Raw genomic sequence first — 17019 nt, forward strand, 5'->3', positions numbered from 1 at the left:
GATCGTGATTCCCTGATGAGGCTTCTCAGCAGGAGGATCGGGCCATGATGGGCGAGCGTCTCGTGATGCAGGAGAGCCTGTTTTACGAGTTCCGGCTTGAGGATCACGTCCCATCCGATCACCTCCTGAGGCGCATCGACCGCTTCGTCGACTGCTCCGGGCTGCGCCAGCGTCTGGCGAGCTACTACAGCGCCACAGGCCGGCCCTCTGTCGATCCCGAGCTGATGATCCGCATGCTGCTGATCGGCTACTGCCTCGGCATCCGCTCCGAGCGGCGCCTGTGCGAGGAGGTGCACCTGAACCTCGCTTATCGCTGGTTCTGCCGCCTCGGGCTGGAGGGCAAGGTGCCGGACCACTCCACCTTCTCCAAGAACCGGCACGGGCGCTTTCGCGAGAGCGATCTCTTCCGTCACCTGTTCGAGACCGTGGTGCAACGCTGCCTGGACGAGGGGCTGGTGGGTGGTGAGGGCTTTGCGGTCGATGCCAGCCTGATCCAGGCTGATGCCAACAAGCAGCGCTCCCTGGCAGGCGCTGACTGGAGGGCAAAGGATCACACCGAGGCAGCTCCGCGAGCAGTGCGCGAGTATCTCGCTACCCTCGACGAGGCCGCCTGGGGTGCGGCGACTGACGTTGAGCCGAAGTTCGTCTCGCCCTCTGATCCTGCCGCACAGTGGACTGGGGCCATGCGCGGTCCGGCGTTCTTTGCCTATGCCGACAACTACCTCATCGACCTCAAGGAAGCTGTGATCGTGGACGTGGAGGCCTCTCGTGCGGTGCGTCAGGCGGAAGTGGGCGCGGCTCGAACCATGCTGGAGCGCACGGCTGATCGCTTTGGCCTCAAGCCCGAACGGCTGGCGGCTGACAGTGCCTACGGCTCCGCCGAGATGCTGCATTGGCTGGTCGAGGAGCAGAAGATCGAGCCGCATGTACCCGTCATCGACAAGTCCGAGCGCCAAGACGGCACCTTCTCACAGGCAGACTTCGCCTATGATCCAGAGGCGGACACCTACACCTGTCCCGAGGGCAAGATCCTGACGACCAGCGGCCGGATCGTGAACGAGGGCACGACGCGCATCTACCTAGGCAGCACGTTCGATTGTGCTCCGTGTCATCTCAAGGAGAAGTGCTGTCCCAACACGCCGGCGCGCAAAATCCCGCGCAGCATCTATGAGCACGCAAGAGAGGTCGCCCGAGCGCTGGTCGGCACGCCGGCCTATGAGCGGTCACGTCAGGGCCGCAAGCGCATCGAGATGCTGTTTGCCCATCTCAAGCGGATCCTGAAGATGGGACGTCTGCGGCTGCGAGGTCCGTGCGGGGCACAGGATGAGTTCCTGCTGGCGGCAGCGGCTCAGAACCTGAGAAAGCTCGCCAAGCTAGTCACTTCACCAGGGCCTCAGATGATCCAAGGAGCCTGAGAAGGCCCGAAGGATACACCTCACCACAGTCGTAACCTCAACAAGGCAAGCTGCGTCGCTGCCCGAGCCCGTCTGGATGCCGACTTTGTCAACGCAATCGGCACGAGGCGGAAGTACGCCGAATGTCCGTAATGCGGCGATAGTCGGACTTTGGGGCAGATGTCGCCGGCAGGGCATTTGCCTATGGGTTAAAGGCGTCCGAACGGGTGTCGGCGGCTACGAGACGTTTGTGAGTTAATTTTGAGAGAAAGTGGCGCTTGAGGTGCGCTAATCGAGTCAAATTACAGGGAGCACTGATGAGCAGAGGGCAGATATTCCTGAGGCTGACGCTCGGGCCTAGGGAGCATCATTCCCCTCGCTAATTCCGACATCAAGGAACGTTACATGACCTTTGATCCGTTTCTTGTTTTTCCGGTAGAAGACTGAATCTCGCAGAACGTCTCAGGCGACGTCACGGCACGTTCGATCCTCTGGCGGGACCAATCGCTCGACATGAGAATTGCAATGTCATTGCACAGCCGGTCCGACGCGATCTTGCTTGAGACGGAGCCGAACAGCCCCCCGTTGATCGCGGCCGCCAACGTTTCGAGCATGTTCAGGTAGTTATTGAAGTCGACATCCTGCTGGATAGGATCATCCCGGCTTGCAAACAGCCGCGCCTCCGCCGCCGTAATGTGCCCCGTCATCAGGAAGAGCGAGTTGAGGTCGCTGGCGCGGGTGCTTGCCCTCAGAGAGAGCGCTGTCCAGATCAGGCCGATTGCGGCTATCGCGGTCGCGCCGACCGTCGCGACGTCAGCGGCAAGGCTCCACACGAAGTCCTCACTCACTTCTTCGGGGCCTGCAAGGGTGCTTGGCGCGTGTCCGCCTGTGTGCCACCACCCGGCTTAGCGGGCTTGGTCCTGATGATGTGCTGAAGCGTCCCTGAGGTAAGCCCTTGCCGGTGCCGAGTTGACGCCTTTGCACTCGGCGCACTCATTTTGCCCCCGGGGCCTTTTCGATTGCCCACCGGAATTTCCCTCTTGTTCGACGAAGGATTTCCATGCGCCCACAGCGCATGATTTCTGGATGTTGCAAGTCCGCCGCACGGGTGCGGCGGACTGATGGGTCATTTGAGGATGCACTATGGGTTAATCTGGCCAACCTTTGGGTACATCCTCAGTTGCGGCGTGGCTTTCTAAGTTACGAACACCCCGTCGTGCTGCCGCAGGTATCGCACTTCAAGCACGTCCCATTCCGCACCAGCGTGAAGTTGGCGCATTCGGGGCAGGCTTCGCCCACATAGCCCTTCATCTTGGCCTCGGCGCGCCGGTCGGCGACGGAGGGGCTGGCGGCGGGTTGGAAGGCGAGCTTGGACATCTCGGCTTCGCCCACCGTCTGCTCCTGCGGGGCAGGCTGGCTGAGCTCGCCCTTGAGGGCCGTCGCGCTAACCGTCATGCCACCGGTACGCTGGGTTACGCCTGGGCCGCCGGCCCCGCCGGGGATGAGCATGAGGCGGTCGGAGTTGCCGCGCACGAAGCCGCGGGACACGATGGCCGTGGCAGGCGCGGGCTCCGGCGCCTTCGACTGGGACTCGCCCGTGCCGATGGTGGTGGGGCCTGCCTCCGACGGGTCCACGTGGGCGAGGTCGTTGCGGCCGAGATAGGAGACCGCAAGCTCGCGGAACACGTAGTCGAGGATCGAGGTGGCGCTCTTGATGCGCTCGTTGCCCTGGACGAAGCCGGCGGGCTCGAAGCGCGTGAAGGTGAAGGCCTCCACGTATTCCTCCAGCGGCACGCCGTATTGCAGGCCGAGCGAGATCGCGATGGCGAAGTTGTTCATCATGGCCCGGAAGGCGGCGCCTTCCTTGTGCATGTCGATGAAGATCTCGCCGAGGCGGCCGTCGTCGTACTCGCCGGTGTGGAGATACACCTTGTGGCCGCCGACCACGGCCTTCTGGATGTAGCTCTTGCGGCGGTCCGGCATCTTCTCGCGCTCGCGCACCCGCTCCACGCGCTCGATCACCTTCTCGACGATCTTCTCCGACACGTGGGCGGCTTTTGCCGCGGCCGGCATGGCGACGAGCGCCTCGACGGCGTCGTCCGCGTCCTCCTCCTCGTCGGCGATCAGCGCCGAGTTCAGGGGCTGCGAGAGCTTGGAGCCGTCGCGGTAGAGGGCGTTGGCTTTCAGCGCCAGCTTCCAGGACAGCATGTAGGCGTTCTTGCAGTCCTCGACGGTGGCGTCGTTGGGCATGTTGATGGTCTTGGAGATCGCACCCGAGATGAAGGGCTGCGAGGCCGCCATCATGCGGATGTGGCTTTCCACCGAGAGATAGCGCTTGCCGATCTTGCCGCACGGGTTGGCGCAATCGAACACCGCGTAGTGCTCGGTTTTCAGATGGGGTGCTCCCTCGAGAGTCATCGCGCCGCAGATGTGGATGTTGGCGGCCTCGACGTCGGCCTTCGAGTAGCCGAGGAAGGCCAGCAGGTCGAAGGACGGATCGTTGAGCTTCTCGGCCGGGACCTTCAGGATCCCGGTCAGGAAGTCCTCGCCCAGCGTCCAGCGGTTGAAGACGAACTTGATGTCGAAGGCCGATTTCAGGCCCTTCTCCACCGCGTCGATCTTTTCGTCCGTGAAGCCCTTGGCCCGCAAGCTGCCCGGGTTGATGGCGGGCGCTTGGCGCATGGAGCCGTGGCCGACCGCATAGGCCTCGATCTCGGCAATCTCATGCTCGCGGTAGCCAAGGGTGCGCAGGGCATCCGGCACGGCGCGGTTGATGATCTTGAAGTAGCCGCCGCCGGCGAGCTTCTTGAACTTCACGAGCGCAAAGTCGGGCTCGATGCCGGTGGTGTCGCAATCCATCACCAGACCGATGGTGCCGGTGGGGGCGATCACGGTGGACTGGGCGTTGCGGTAGCCGTTCCGCTCGCCGAGTTCGAGCGCCTGGTCCCAGGCCTCCTTGGCATGGGCGACGAGGCTCTGGTCGGGGCAGGAGGCGTGATCGAGCGGCACCGGGTTGACGGCAAGGCCCTCGTAGCCCTCCGACACGCCATGGGCGGCGCGGCGGTGGTTGCGGATCACGCGCAGCATGTGCTTCGCGTTGGCCTTGTAGTTCGGGAACGGCCCGAGCTCGCCTGCCATCTCGGCCGAGGTGGCATAGGACACGCCGGTCATGATCGCCGTGATCGCGCCGCCGAGCGCACGGCCAACATCGCTGTCGTAGGGCAGGCCCATGGTCATGAGCAGGCCGCCGATATTGGCGAAGCCGAGGCCCAGCGTGCGGTACTCGTAAGAAAGCTGCGCGATCTCCTTCGACGGGAACTGCGCCATCATCACGGAGATTTCGAGCACCACCGTCCACAGGCGGCAGGCATGCTCGAAGGACTCGGCGTCGAAGGCCTTCGCGGTGCGGTCGTAGAACTGGAGCAGGTTGGCGGACGCCAGGTTGCACGCCGTGTCGTCCAGGAACATGTATTCCGAGCAGGGGTTCGACGCCCGGATGCGGCCACCGGCGGGGCTGGTGTGCCAGTCGTTCATGGTGGTGTTGAAGTGCAGGCCCGGATCGGCGGAGGCCCAGGCGGCGTGGCCGATCTGCTCCCACAGGTCGCGGGCCTTGAGGGTCTTCACCACCTTGCCGTCCTTGCGGGCGGTGAGGTGCCAGTCGGCATCGTTCTCGACGGCGCGCAGGAAGTCGTCCGTCAGGGAGACGGAGTTGTTGGAGTTCTGGCCCGACACCGTGAGGTAGGCCTCCGAGTCCCAATCCGTGTCGTAGATCGGGAAGTCGATGTCGGTGTAGCCCTGGCGCGCGAACTGGATGACGCGCTTGATGTAGTTGTCCGGGATCTGCACCCGGCGCGCCATCTTGATTTCCTTCTTCAGGGCCGGGTTCTTCTCCGGATCGAAGCAGGCGTCGCCCTCGGCCTCGCAGTTCACGCAGGCCTTCATGATGGCCTTGAGGTGCTTGGCCGCGAGCTTGGAGCCGGTGACCAGCGCCGCAACCTTCTGCTCCTCCTTCACCTTCCAGTCGATGTAGCTCTCGATGTCCGGGTGATCGACGTCGACCACCACCATCTTGGCCGCGCGCCGCGTGGTGCCGCCCGACTTGATGGCGCCGGCAGCCCGGTCGCCGATCTTGAGGAAGCTCATGAGGCCGCTTGAGCGCCCGCCGCCGGAGAGCTTCTCGCCCTCGCCGCGCAGCTTGGAGAAGTTGGAGCCGGTGCCGGAGCCGTACTTGAACAGGCGCGCCTCGCGAACCCACAGGTCCATGATGCCGCCGTCGTTCACCAGGTCGTCCTCGACGCCCTGGATGAAGCAGGCATGGGGCTGCGGGTGCTCGTAGGACGACTTGGACTTGGTGAGCTTGCCGGTCTTGTAGTCCACGTAATAGTGGCCCTGGCCGGGGCCGTCGATGCCGTAGGCCCAGTGCAGGCCGGTGTTGAACCATTGCGGGGAGTTCGGCGCCACCATCTGGTTGGCGAGCATGAAGCGCAGCTCGTCGTAGAACGCCTGGGCGTCCTCTTCCGATGAGAAGTAGCCGCCCTTCCAGCCCCAATAGGTCCAGCAGCCGGCAAGGCGGTCGAACACCTGCTTGGAGGAGATCTCGGAACCGATGCGCTGGTCCTCTGGCAGCCCGGCAAGGGCGGCCTCATCGGCCACGGAGCGCCACAGCCAGGACGGGACGTCGTTTTCCTCCACCTTCTTCAAGCGGGCCGGAACGCCGGCCTTGCGGAAATACTTCTGGGCCAGCACGTCGGAGGCCACTTGGCTCCAGGTCTCGGGAACCTCGATGTTCTCGAGCTTGAAGACCACCGAGCCATCCGGGTTGCGGATCTCGCTCGTGGCGAGCCGGAAGGCGAGGGAGGAATAAGGCGATTGTCCGGATTTGGTATAACGCCGCTCGATCCGCATAGGTCACATCCTAAATTTGAGGACAAACGTCCCCGTGGCCGCGATTTGCCCCGCAGCTCATCAGCCCATCATTATTGTTCGACGCCCCGACGATCCGCTTTATCGGATCGCCACACGCAACACGCCTGAGTTACGGCCTCCTTCAGACGCCACAGGTCGCGCGGCAACGCATTGCCACGGGCTCTGACGCTTACTCTGGGGAGTGTTCAACCGGCCCTTTCGGGCTGGCTGCCGGTCTCAGATCGGCACCCCGGCAAGCTAGTCGTGTTGCGAGCCTTACGTCAAGAACTAGTGTCGCGGCTCAGGGTTCCGAACTACATGTTGTGTGTAGCTGTGAGAATTGTGGATAACATCGGGGGCTCCTGCTAAGCCTCGGAGACTCCTCTGAGAATCCGTTCCGAGATTCTGCAATGGCCAAGCTTCGCCGGCTCATCGGCTGGCCTTGAGTCATGATTAACGGAGGGTCGATGTTGTGCCGGCGCATCAATCCCTGGTGCCCGCCCCGGACCTTCTCCCGACGCCTTGGCCGCCCCGGGAATGGCCTGAACACGGGGATTTCGGCTCACGCTCCAGCGTAAAGGGAGGCTTCGAGAATCAGACGCGGCTTTTGGCGACTCAAAAGCTGGACTTCGCTCCCCCTTGCCGCCATATTCCGCGCAACTTCACGAACCCCTCCGGCGGCAGCAGCATGAAAGACTATCTGATCCAGTTCTTCACCTGGTGGAACGGCCAGACCCTCGGCACCCGGTTCTACACCTGGCGCAAGGGACAGTTCGTGGGTGAGGACGAGTTCGGCAACAAGTACTACCGCCACGTCCAGGCCGAGGCCATCGACTCGAATGTGGGCGCGGAGCGTCGCTGGGTCGTCTATAACGGCGACACCGACGCCTCCAGGGTGCCGCCCGGCTGGCGCGCCTGGATGTGCCACAACGGCGACGTGCCCCCCAGCGAAGAGACCTACAAGGCCCATCCGTGGGAAAAGCCCTATGTGCCCAACATGACCGGCACCCCGCAGGCCTATCGCCCGCAAGGCTCGCACCTCTCGACCGGACAGCGCCCGGCTGCCACGGGCGACTACGTGCCGTGGACCCCTGGCGAGTAACGTTGGGGAGCGGGGCCTGACAGCCTCGCCGCATCGGGCCGCATGCTGACAAGAACCAAAGCGCGCACCTGCGTCGAGTGTGGCCTGTCCTACGGTCACGCCGGTTTCGCCTATCATTACGGCCGGATCGAGAACGGACCCGCCTATTGGTCGGACCGGGGGCTCCTGTGCTCCCATGGCTGCTCGACGGTTCATTTCGAGCGGCGGGAGAAGGAGGGCGACCCCATGCGCGAGCCTGCTCCCAATCCGCTTGAGCAGGATCGGTCGTAAAGACCCGCGTCCTCCAAGTCCCGCCACGTTCAACCAGCCGAGGACGAGATGGGTTATCGGGTCAGGTCGATCACTGCCCTCGTGGTCTTCCTCGTCGGCCTGCCCGCAGGCGAGTCGTCCCGTGCCGTCGCGCAGCAGGGGAGGCCGCAGAGCTGGCCCGAGGTGAAATGCGCCCGCTACGCAAAGGCATGGTCGGATGCTCTCGCAAGGCAGGGCGCCCAAGGCCTGGGGCAGGAATTCCTCGACCGGCACGAGGCCTTCCTGGCATCGGGCTGCACGACGAGGGGCGATGTCTGCCCCCGCTCGGCCGAGGAGCTGGAGCTGGCCAACATGATGGTGGTTGCGGCCATGAACGCGGGCACCGCGAGCACCTTTCCGCCCTTCGCCTGCCGCCGGGAATAAAGAGCGCCTCTCAAGGCTTGGGATGGAAATAGGACTGAGGCCTGATGACGGCGTCGGCAAACAACCCGAAGGCCTGGATCACATGGCCCCTCGGCACCTCCACATGACGCGCCACCCCTGAGCCCTTCAAAACCCCGCCGCGCCGGTCCGGCTCCGGCTCGCGATGGGAGCCGCCGTCGCCCAGGATGCAATTCTCGCACCGGATGGGCCCCAGGATCTGGGCGCCGCGCCCGATGCGGTTCGACAGGGTCAGGGATCCTCCGCCGAGGAGCCGGGCCTCGTCTCTGACCGCGATCGTCTCCCCGGCGCCTGCCTTGACCGTGAAGCCGCCTTCTTCGCCGATCTCCGCCCCGGCCCCGATCGTGACCGACCCGCCCGAGGCGACGATCCTGGTTCCCGGGAACAGGTTCGTTCCCCGCCCGACGGCCATGCGGCCACCCGTCGAAACCTGAAGGATGACGTTGGGCCAGAGGACGACGCCTTCCTCCAGCCCTGCGTCGGCACAGACCAGCACGGAGCCCGGATCGGGCAGAACGACGCCGAAACGGGCGAGGGCGGCCGTTTCGGCCCGCGACAGAAAACCGAGCTGCCGGCGGGCGGCATCACTCATTCGTTGCGCTTCGTCCATGGCGTCCGCTTCACTCAACCCTACGGGCATCTGGAGAGAAGCTTAGCGGACCGGCCCTGGAAGCGAAACCGCTACGGCTGACCGCTGCCTCCGGCCGCGCCGTAGACCTGCCCGGTCGCGTAGCTGGCATCGGAGGCCGCGAGCTGAACATAGATGGAGGCGAGCTCGGCGGGCTGGCCCGGGCGGCCCATGGGCGTGTCCCCGCCGAACTGCTGCAGCTTCTCCTGCGTGGCGCCGCCGCTCACCTGAAGCGGGGTCCAGATCGGTCCGGGCGCCACGCCGTTGACGCGGATGCCCTTCGGCCCGAGCTGCTTGGCGAGCGACTTGGTGAAGTTCATCATGGCCGCCTTGGTCATGGCATAATCCACCAGGTTGGCCGAGGGATCGTAGGCCTGTTCCGAGGTGGTCTGGATGATCGCCGAGCCCGGGGTCAGGTGCGGCAGCGCCGCCTTGGTGAGCCAGAACATGGCATAGACGTTGGTTTTCATGGTGGCGTCGAAATCCTCAGACGTGATGTCGAGAAGCGACTGCCTTTGCTGCTGGCGGGCTGCGTTGTTCACGAGGATGTCGAGCCCGCCCAGCCGCTGCACCGCCTCGGCCACGATGCGGGTGCACAGGGCCTCGTCGCGCAGGTCGCCCGGCAGAGCAACGGCGACCCGGCCCTCCTTCTCGATCAGGGCGATCACCTCCCGGGCATCGGGCTCCTCGTCGGGGTGATAGCTGATGGCAACGTCGGCGCCCTCCCGGGCATAGGCGATGGCCGCGGCCCGGCCCATGCCCGAGTCGCCGCCGGTGATCAGCGCCTTGCGCCCGTTGAGCCGTCCCGAGCCCTTGTAGCTCGCCTCGCCGTGATCGGGGCGCGGGTCCATCTGCCCGGCAAGTCCGGGCCAGGGCTGCGATTGGGAGCGGAAGGGCGGCTTTGGATATTTCGTCGTCGGGTCGTCCTTGGCCACAGCCGTTGCCGTGCCGGCCCCCTGAGCCTGCCCCTGAGCCTGGCCCGGTGTCGCTCCGGCCGTGGTCGCCGCCAGGCCAACGGCCGCGCCGCCGACCATGGCCCGCCGTGACATCGAATGATCGTCGTTCCCGTGCATGCTGCCGTTCCTGTCCTTGGATGATCGGAAGGGTTAACCGGCGGCCCGGTCCGCGGTTCGGACAATCCTCTGACGTTGTCGTGAAGCGGCCCTCGACGGACCGTGGGCTTTCGCAGTTTCCACCCCGAAGAACCATCTTTCGGGGCTTGCCCTTTTTCCATCATGGTTCGCATGCTATCGCGTTGCCCCAGCGGGTGCGGCCGGGTATGGCCGGACGGGATGGGCCAGACCGAACCTGGCCTGCAGGGTAACTTGGACGGTACAATGAATTTCGGCTGGACGCTGGCGACTCTGGTTCTCGCATCGATCATCGGAAGCGTCGGCGCGGCCCAGGCGGACCGGATCAAGAATCCCACTGCCGTCTTCTCGGGGCTGGACAAGATCACCGGGCGAATCGTTTCGTTCGAGGTCAAGGTCGACGAGACCGTGCAGTTCGGCGCGCTCCAGATGACGCCGCGGGTCTGCTTCACCAAGCCGCCGACGGAGGCCCCGAACACGACCGCCTTCATCGAGGTGGACGAACCCGCCACCGAAGGGAGCAAGCGCGTGTTCTCGGGCTGGCTGTTCGCCGCAAGCCCGGGCCTGCACGGCATGGAGCACCCGGTCTACGACATCTGGCTCGTCGACTGCAAAGGCGGCACGGAGGTGATCGCGGAGCCCAAGGAGACCCCCGAGGAGCTGCCGCCGATCCAGGATGCCGCACGGGGGCCGAACGAGCCCGCACGGCCCAACGACATCATCGCCCCGGCCAGGGGAACTGCTCCTGCGGCCCGCACGGCGCCGCGGCCGCCGGCGGTCGAGACCGCGCCCGTGCGCCAGCCCGCACGCCGCCAGGCTCCGGCGGCTCCCGTCATCAACTCGGATCGTCCCTGATCAGCGGGCCGCAATGGCCGCGAGAGCTTCCTCGCCGCTGACGATCTGGCCACGGGGCCAGACATTCCATTCAGCCCCGTGATCCATGGCGTGGCGCAGCATCTGCTTGTAGGTGCGCCTGGGAACCTCGACGGCGCCGAACTGGGCCAGGTGTGAGGTGACGAACTGGGTATCCAGAAGGGAGAACCCGCCCCGGCGCAGGCGGGCCACCAGATGCACCAGGGCAACCTTGGAGGCATCCCGCTCCGTGTGGAACATGCTCTCGCCGAAGAACGCGCCGTTGAGGCGAACGCCGTAAAGGCCGCCGACGAGGCGGTTTTCCCGGTAGACCTCGACCGTGTGGCAGTAGCCGGCGTCGAAGAGCTCCCCATAAAGCTCGCGGATCCGGCGGCTGATCCAGGTTTTCTCCCGGTCCATCCCCGGGGCCGCGCAGCCGGCGATCACCCCGTCGAAGTCCCGGTCCACCCGGACCTCGAAGTGATCCGACCGGACCGTGCGGGCAAGGCGCTTCGACATGTGGAAGCCGTCGAGGGGGATGATGCCTCTCTCGCGGGGCTCGACCCAGAACAGGGACGGATCGTCTGCATCCTCCGCCATGGGAAAGATGCCCGCCGCGTAGGCTTTCAGCAGGATCTCGGGCGTGATCTCAATCAAGTGGTCAGGAGACCGGTTCATTCACCAACGCATCCGATCGTTCGGGCCGTGCCCGATAGATAGAACAGCCGAGGCTCGAAGTCAGAGCGGCATCAGGTAGATTTTGCCGAGTTCCCGCATTTCGTCCTCGGTTCGGCGCGTCTTTGTAGCAAGCCCCCATAGATCGTGCCGCCGGGGGCGGCGGAACCCGAAGAAATTGGCAAAGCCGGCCTGAATGCAGGCATTCCCGAGGGATTTCATCGTGAAGCCGGTGTGATGGGCCATGTACAGGTTGCCCTGCTGCATGGCCGGCCTGAAGCCGTAGAGCATGTCGATGGGCGATACCGGGCCGCGGCCGCTGGTGTAAAGGGGCGTATCGATGTCCCCGGCTGCCAGCCTTTCCCCGAGCACCTGCAGATCCGGACAGGTCAGAATCGCGAACCCGTCCGCCTTGAGAACGCGGAGCATGGCTTTGAGCGCGAGAGGAACTTGGTGCGGATAAAGGTGCTCGATGTTCTGAGCGGAGTAGACGGCGTCGAAGCTGCCGGGCTCCACCTGTGAAAGGTCGGGCAGCTTGTCGACGATGTCCGGCTTGACGCTCCCGTCGATGTCGAGCGTGACCTCCTCCCATTCGGAAGCAGCAAAAGCCCTGACGGTCTGATCTTTACGCTTCGGCCCGCAGCCGACATGAAGAAAGCGAGGCATGGTCTTCCATAGCCTCGCCTTCTGGGACGGGCCCCTGTTCCGTTGCGGACAGAATAGCGGGGCCGATACTGTATAACAAGGCTACTCGACTTCTCCGAGCCCGCCGGTCTTCAGGAAATGCTCGAGCCAGTGGATGTCGTACTGGCCGTTCTGGATTTCCGGATTGCGCACGAGGGTGCGGAAGAGGGGGAGCGTCGTGTCGACCCCGTCCACCACGAACTCGTCGAGCGCCCGGCGCAGGCGCATGAGGCACTCGTTGCGGGTGCGGCCATGGACGATGAGCTTGCCCACGAGGGAGTCGTAATGCGGCGGGATGCGGTAGCCCTGGTAGGCCGCCGAATCGACGCGCACGCCGAGGCCGCCCGGCGGGTGGAAGTAGCTGATCGTGCCGGGCGAGGGGCGGAAGGTGGAAGGGTGCTCGGCATTCACGCGGCACTCGATGGCGTGGCCCTCGATCCTGATGTCTTCCTGCTTCACCGATAGCGGATGGCCCGCCGCCACGCGGATCTGCTCGTTGACCAGGTCGATGCCGGTGATCATCTCGGTGACGGGATGCTCCACCTGGATGCGGGTGTTCATCTCGATGAAGTAGAACTCGCCGTCCTCGTACAGGAACTCGATGGTGCCGGCGCCCGCATATTGCAGCTCCTGCATGGCCTTGGCCACGACGCCGCCGATGCGCTCGCGCATCTCCACGTTGAGGGCAGGTGAGGGGCCTTCCTCCCAGACCTTCTGGTGGCGGCGCTGGAGCGAGCAGTCGCGTTCGCCCAGATGAATGGCGTTGCCCTTGCCGTCGCCGAGCACCTGGATCTCGATGTGGCGCGGCTTCTCGAGATACTTCTCGATATAGACCGCGTCGTCGCCGAAGGCCGCCTTGGCCTCGGTCTTGGCGGTATGGAGCGCGTGGACGAGGTCATCTTCCGTGCGCGCCACCTTCATGCCGCGCCCGCCGCCGCCGGCGGCAGCCTTGATGATCACCGGGTAGCCGATGTCCTTGGCAACGCGCTTGGCCTCGTCGTCGTCGGTGATGCCGCCCTCGGAGCCGGGAACGCAGGGAATGCCGAGGCGCTTGGCGGTGCGCTTGGCCTCGATCTTGTCGCCCATGATGCGGATATGCTCCGCCTTCGGGCCGATGAAGGCGATGCGGTGATGCTCCAGCACCTCCGCGAAGCGCGCGTTCTCGGACAGGAAGCCGTAGCCGGGGTGGATGGCGTCGGCGCCCGTGATCTCGCAGGCGGCGATCAGGGCCGGGATGTTGAGATAGCTGTCGCGGGCGGCCGGAGGGCCGATGCACACGCTCTCGTCGGCCAGGCGCACATGCATGGCATCGGCGTCGGCGGTGGAATGCACCGCCACGGTCGCGATGCCGAGCTCCTTCGCCGCGCGCAGGATCCGCAGGGCGATCTCGCCGCGGTTTGCAATGAGGATCTTATCGAACATATCGCGCCTTACTCGATGACGAGGAGAGGTTCGCCGTATTCAACAGGGGTTCCGTCGTCGACGAAGATCGCCGTCACGGTGCCGGCGCGGGGCGCGACGATCTCGTTGAAGGTCTTCATGGCCTCGACCAGCAGAACCTTGTCGCCGGCCTGAACCTTGGATCCGACCTCGACGAAATCCTTCGCCTCGGGTGAGGGCTTGCGGTAGGCGGTGCCGACCATGGGCGAGAGCACGGTGCCCGGATGGGGCGCGCTGGATTTAGCGGCGGCCTCTGCGGCAGCCGGAGGCGGCGCAACGACGGGCGCATGCGCGACCGGCGCCGGAGCCGCGACCGCAACGGTCGCGGCGGCCGTGACCATGCGCGCCACGCGGATGCGAAGGTCGCCCTTCTCCACTTCGATCTCGCTGAGATCCGTGTCGGCGATCAGATTCGCCAGCTCACGGACGAGATCGGGATCGAAAGGGTTATCCTTGGCCATGGGGCTCACCTCTTAATCTTTGAGGAACTAGTGCTGGGAAGGCTTCGCTTGCCGCGCGCGCTCGACGATCACCCGGTGAACCGCTTCCAGGCCGAGCACGTAGCTCATGGGCCCGAAACCACAGATCACGCCGACGGACACGGGCGCTATGAGCGAGCGATGGCGAAAGCCCTCGCGAGCATGAACATTGGAAAGATGAATCTCGACCGTGGGGGCGCCGCTGCCGGAGATGGCATCGCGCAGCGCGATCGAGGTGTGGGTATAGGCGCCGGCATTGATGACGATGCCCGCGCCCTGCGCTCCCGCTTCCTGGATCCAGTCGACCAGATGACCCTCATGGTTCGACTGGCGGAACGTGATCGCCGCCCCCAAGGCCTCCGCCTTGTCGCGCACGAGCTTCTCGATGTCGGCAAGCGTGGTGCTGCCATAGATCTGAGGCTCTCTGCGCCCGAGCAGGTTGAGGTTGGGTCCGTTGAGGACGTGGACGTTGATCATCTTGAAAGGAGCGTTCCGAAAAGCCCCGCATGGCGGAGCCGAAACGCCCTCTTAGCCAAAAGGCGCGCAGGGGGAAAGGGGAAAACCAAGGCTTTCCCAAGCTTGGCGTGGGTTCCTTAAGGGGATGAGGGGGTGTTCGGCCCGAAAAGCGGCGGCGTGTCTGCCCCGACTGCGATTCCGGGGCGGCCGTAGGCCGAGCCCGGAATGACAGTGGCGGTCAAACCTTACCCGCAGCTCGCCTTGCCGCATTGGCGGACGTTGTCCACGAGCTGTTTCAGGGGATCGAGGCCCACGGCCCCTGGAATGACGGTCTCGCCGACGATGAAGGCGGGGGTTCCGGTCAGGCTGAGCTTGTCGCCGAGCGCCATGTTTTCCTGCAGGGCGCTGCGGATCTCGGGGCTATCGACGTCCTTCTGGAGGCGGGCCATGTCGACCCCCATCTCCTTGGCCACCGCCATGGCGCGCTCGCCGTTCACCCGGCCGTGGCTGTCCATGACCTTGACGTGGTAGTCGAGGAGCTTCGGGCCCTGCAGCTGGTTCTTCACGGCGAGCGCCACGCGGCTCGCTTCGACGGAATCAGGCCCGAGCACCGGGAAATCCTTGAGCACCACCCGCAGCTTGGGATCGCTCTTCATGAGGGTCTGGACGTCCGCGAGCGCCTTTTTGCAGTAGCCGCAGTTGTAATCGAAGAACTCCACCAGGGTGATGTCGCCGGACGGATTTCCGACCACATAGGAGTGGGAGGCGTTCAGAAGCGACTGCTTCGTCTCCTTCACGGCACCGGCCTGGGCCGCCTGCTGGGCTTCGGCCTGGCGCTTCTCCAGCTCGCCGATCACCTCGGTCAGAACTTCAGGGTTCTTGAGGAGATACTCCTTCACGACCTCGCCGATGGCCTGCTTCTGCTGCTCGTTGAAGACCGCACCCTGCGCCATCGCGGCGGGAGCCAGAGCCAGGGTGCCGATGAGGGCCACAGCCTGGCCGATTTTGGGAAGCGAAAAGCGCATGTCCGGTCCTTTGCGGAATTCTTGAGACAAGTCCGTCCTTTGGGGATGGTTCGAGGCCGGCTTGGGAATTGCTGTTTCCATAGCGAGTTAGCGGCTTATGGCGCGCGTCGTCAAATCACGGGTTTGTTGAGGTGCTGTCCCGGGCAGCGTGTCATCCCCGGCGAGCGCAGCGAGGGAAGGGGATTCACTTGCATGCTCCGGTGCCATGGATTCCCTTCCCCTCCGCTTCGCTCCGGCCGGGAATGACACTGGAGAGTGCTGCTGTCATCCCCGGCGGTCCGCAGGACCGGGAAGGGGATCCACGATCGAGCTTGGTGCCATGGATCCTCATCAGAGAAAACCGCCTTGAGGCCACCCGCACAACGGGATACGAGCCTTCCCATGATCAAATCACCTGCCGATCTTCGTTCGCCCCTCGTCGCGCGCCGCATGGACCGCGTCTCCTCCTTTCTGGCCATGGACGTGCTGAGCGCCGCCGCCGCCAAGGAACGGCGGGGGGACAGCGTGATCCACATGGAGGTGGGCCAGCCCTCCGCGCCGGCGCCCCGCGCGGCCAGGGAGGCGGCGAAAGCCGCCCTCGACCTTGGCCGCGTCGGCTATACGGAAGCGCTGGGGATTTCGGCCCTGCGCGAGCGGATCGCCCGGCACTACAAGGACACCTATGGGGTCGGCATCGCGCCGGAGCGGGTGGTGGTGACCACGGGGTCCTCGGCCGGCTTCGTGCTGGCTTTTTTGAGCCTCTTCGATCCGGGGCAGCGGGTGGCGATCACGGCGCCGGGCTACCCGGCCTACCGCAACATCCTGGAAGCGCTCGGCATCGAGCCGGTGGCGATCCCCTTGGCGAAGGCCGACGGCTGGATCATGACGGCCGAGGCCGTCGAGCGGGCCCATGCGGAAAAACCCCTGCACGGCATCCTGGCCATGAGCCCGGCCAATCCGTCAGGCACCATGATCGGACGGGCGGCGCTGGCGGAGCTTGGCGAGACCTGCCGCCGCTTAGGGCTGTGGTTCGTGTCCGACGAGATCTACCACGGCCTCACCTATGGCGAGCCCGCCTCGACGGCGCTGGCCACGGACGACGATGCGGTCGTCATCAACTCGTTCTCGAAATACTACTGCATGACCGGCTGGCGCATCGGCTGGGTCGTGGTGCCCGAGCGGCTGGTGCGGCCCATCGAGCGCCTGGCGCAGAACCTTTACATCTCGCCGCCCTACCTGTCCCAGGTGGCGGCGCTCGCCGCCTTCGACGCGGTGGAGGAGCTTGAGGCCGTCAAGGCAGGATACGCCCGCAACCGGGCCTACCTTCTGGAGGAGCTGCCGAAGGTGGGCATCACGGAGATGCACCCGGTGGACGGCGCTTTCTACATTTATGCCGACATTGCCCGCTTCACGAACGACTCCATCGGCTTCTCCAAGCGCATGCTGGAGGAGGCGGGCGTCGCCGCAACCCCGGGCCTGGACTTCGATCCCATCGAAGGATCCCACTACCTGCGCCTGTCCTTCGCCGGTTCCGAGAACGATTGCCGCGAGACGGTGGCGCGGCTGAAGGGGTGGTTGAAGTAAGTCCGCCCACTGTCATTCCGGGGGGAGCATAGCGA

16 protein-coding genes are annotated in these 17019 nt (G+C 65.1%); 6 read left to right on the top strand and 10 right to left on the bottom strand.

What is annotated here, in order from left to right; translation table 11 throughout:
* The first annotated feature begins 44 nt into the window (after nucleotides 1–44).
* Nucleotides 45–1415, top strand: coding sequence for a transposase (locus tag JKG68_RS06705; protein ID WP_202057249.1), 1371 nt, complete (start codon nucleotides 45–47; stop codon nucleotides 1413–1415).
* 380 nt (nucleotides 1416–1795) lie between these two features.
* Here the strand turns inward: JKG68_RS06705 and JKG68_RS06710 are convergent, their stop codons facing one another.
* On the bottom strand, nucleotides 1796–2242 hold the full coding sequence (locus JKG68_RS06710; RefSeq protein ID WP_202057250.1) for a hypothetical protein: 447 nt from the start codon (nucleotides 2240–2242) through the stop codon (nucleotides 1796–1798).
* A 352-nt stretch (nucleotides 2243–2594) separates the two neighbouring features.
* Nucleotides 2595–6299: a vitamin B12-dependent ribonucleotide reductase gene (locus JKG68_RS06715; protein WP_202057253.1), complete on the bottom strand. Its 3705-nt coding sequence runs from the start codon at nucleotides 6297–6299 to the stop codon at nucleotides 2595–2597.
* A 688-nt stretch (nucleotides 6300–6987) separates the two neighbouring features.
* Here JKG68_RS06715 and JKG68_RS06720 point away from each other — a divergent pair.
* The 3 genes from JKG68_RS06720 to JKG68_RS06730 are packed head-to-tail and all read left to right on the top strand — an operon-like array spanning nucleotide 6988 to nucleotide 8073.
* On the top strand, nucleotides 6988–7401 hold the full coding sequence (locus JKG68_RS06720) for an NADH:ubiquinone oxidoreductase subunit NDUFA12 (RefSeq protein WP_202057255.1): 414 nt from the start codon (nucleotides 6988–6990) through the stop codon (nucleotides 7399–7401).
* Nucleotides 7402–7443: 42 nt separating this feature from the next.
* Nucleotides 7444–7671: a hypothetical protein gene (locus JKG68_RS06725; protein WP_202057257.1), complete on the top strand. Its 228-nt coding sequence runs from the start codon at nucleotides 7444–7446 to the stop codon at nucleotides 7669–7671.
* 48 nt (nucleotides 7672–7719) lie between these two features.
* Nucleotides 7720–8073, top strand: coding sequence for a hypothetical protein (locus tag JKG68_RS06730; protein ID WP_202057259.1), 354 nt, complete (start codon nucleotides 7720–7722; stop codon nucleotides 8071–8073).
* 10 nt (nucleotides 8074–8083) lie between these two features.
* On the opposite strand, the gene JKG68_RS06735 is transcribed toward JKG68_RS06730, so the two are convergent.
* Both JKG68_RS06735 and JKG68_RS06740 read right to left on the bottom strand, forming a co-directional pair.
* Entirely contained in the window at nucleotides 8084–8701 is a 618-nt protein-coding gene (locus JKG68_RS06735; RefSeq protein ID WP_202057262.1) for a hypothetical protein, read from the bottom strand.
* A 71-nt stretch (nucleotides 8702–8772) separates the two neighbouring features.
* Nucleotides 8773–9792 (bottom strand): SDR family oxidoreductase, encoded by a 1020-nt coding sequence (locus tag JKG68_RS06740; RefSeq protein WP_202057265.1) that lies wholly within the window; start codon nucleotides 9790–9792, stop codon nucleotides 8773–8775.
* Nucleotides 9793–10056: 264 nt separating this feature from the next.
* Here JKG68_RS06740 and JKG68_RS06745 point away from each other — a divergent pair, with 264 nt between their 5' ends.
* The gene (locus JKG68_RS06745; protein WP_202057268.1) at nucleotides 10057–10665 is read left to right on the top strand and encodes a DUF2155 domain-containing protein; all 609 of its coding nucleotides are present in this window, start codon (nucleotides 10057–10059) and stop codon (nucleotides 10663–10665) included.
* On the opposite strand, the gene aat is transcribed toward JKG68_RS06745, so the two are convergent.
* From aat to JKG68_RS06775, 6 genes are all read right to left on the bottom strand, one after another.
* Nucleotides 10666–11340 (bottom strand): leucyl/phenylalanyl-tRNA--protein transferase, encoded by a 675-nt coding sequence (gene aat / locus JKG68_RS06750; protein WP_202057271.1) that lies wholly within the window; start codon nucleotides 11338–11340, stop codon nucleotides 10666–10668.
* Between the two features lie 60 nt (nucleotides 11341–11400).
* Nucleotides 11401–12003, bottom strand: a complete 603-nt coding sequence (locus JKG68_RS06755; protein ID WP_202057273.1) for a class I SAM-dependent methyltransferase — start codon at nucleotides 12001–12003, stop codon at nucleotides 11401–11403.
* Between the two features lie 81 nt (nucleotides 12004–12084).
* Nucleotides 12085–13443 carry an acetyl-CoA carboxylase biotin carboxylase subunit gene (gene accC, locus JKG68_RS06760; RefSeq protein WP_202057274.1) on the bottom strand — a complete coding sequence of 453 codons (1359 nt, stop codon included), beginning with the start codon at nucleotides 13441–13443 and terminating at the stop codon, nucleotides 12085–12087.
* 8 nt (nucleotides 13444–13451) lie between these two features.
* Nucleotides 13452–13922 carry an acetyl-CoA carboxylase biotin carboxyl carrier protein gene (gene accB, locus JKG68_RS06765; RefSeq protein ID WP_202057275.1) on the bottom strand — a complete coding sequence of 157 codons (471 nt, stop codon included), beginning with the start codon at nucleotides 13920–13922 and terminating at the stop codon, nucleotides 13452–13454.
* A 27-nt stretch (nucleotides 13923–13949) separates the two neighbouring features.
* Nucleotides 13950–14417: a type II 3-dehydroquinate dehydratase gene (aroQ, locus tag JKG68_RS06770; protein WP_202057276.1), complete on the bottom strand. Its 468-nt coding sequence runs from the start codon at nucleotides 14415–14417 to the stop codon at nucleotides 13950–13952.
* Between the two features lie 224 nt (nucleotides 14418–14641).
* Nucleotides 14642–15421 (bottom strand): DsbA family protein, encoded by a 780-nt coding sequence (locus JKG68_RS06775; protein ID WP_202057277.1) that lies wholly within the window; start codon nucleotides 15419–15421, stop codon nucleotides 14642–14644.
* A 381-nt stretch (nucleotides 15422–15802) separates the two neighbouring features.
* Here JKG68_RS06775 and JKG68_RS06780 point away from each other — a divergent pair, with 381 nt between their 5' ends.
* Nucleotides 15803–16984: a pyridoxal phosphate-dependent aminotransferase gene (locus JKG68_RS06780; RefSeq protein WP_202057282.1), complete on the top strand. Its 1182-nt coding sequence runs from the start codon at nucleotides 15803–15805 to the stop codon at nucleotides 16982–16984.
* Nucleotides 16985–17019: the final 35 nt, after the last annotated feature.

Source organism: Microvirga aerilata (assembly GCF_016743775.1).
GTDB lineage: Bacteria > Pseudomonadota > Alphaproteobacteria > Rhizobiales > Beijerinckiaceae > Microvirga > Microvirga aerilata.